Raw genomic sequence first — 342 nt, 5'->3', positions numbered from 1 at the left:
CAGTGGCTATGACTACCGGCGCGACGATGATGCGGGCCTGTGGAGTTCAGCCGATCTGACTTATGTCATTACCTATGAAATGTGAGGACGATATGCCTGTACCAAATCCAGTAATGCCGGTGAAAGGTGCCGGGACCACACTGTGGGTTTATAAGGGGAACGGTGACCCTTATGCGAACCCGCTTTCAGACGTTGACTGGTCGCGTCTGGCAAAAGTTAAAGACCTGACACCCGGCGAACTGACCGCTGAGTCCTATGACGACAGCTATCTCGATGATGAAGATGCGGACTGGACTGCGACCGGGCAGGGGCAGAAATCTGCCGGAGATACCAGCTTCACGC

Annotated in this window: 2 protein-coding genes; both read left to right on the top strand. The window is 54.7% G+C overall.

The annotated features are described in order from the left end of the window. Positions 1 to 85: phage tail terminator protein (gpU, locus tag HEN21_RS22695; protein WP_215419479.1), on the top strand; the 85-nt coding region annotated here is incomplete at its 5' end. Positions 86 to 92: 7 nt separating this feature from the next. Continuing rightward, positions 93 to 342 (top strand): phage tail tube protein (locus HEN21_RS22690; protein ID WP_286192521.1); only part of this gene is annotated, 250 nt, incomplete at its 3' end.

The organism is Escherichia sp. 93.1518, from assembly GCF_013368915.2.
GTDB classification, from domain to species: Bacteria; Pseudomonadota; Gammaproteobacteria; order Enterobacterales; family Enterobacteriaceae; genus Escherichia; species Escherichia ruysiae.
Note: the sequence above shows the minus strand (reverse complement) of the source record. Positions and strands in the feature narration are given on the sequence as shown.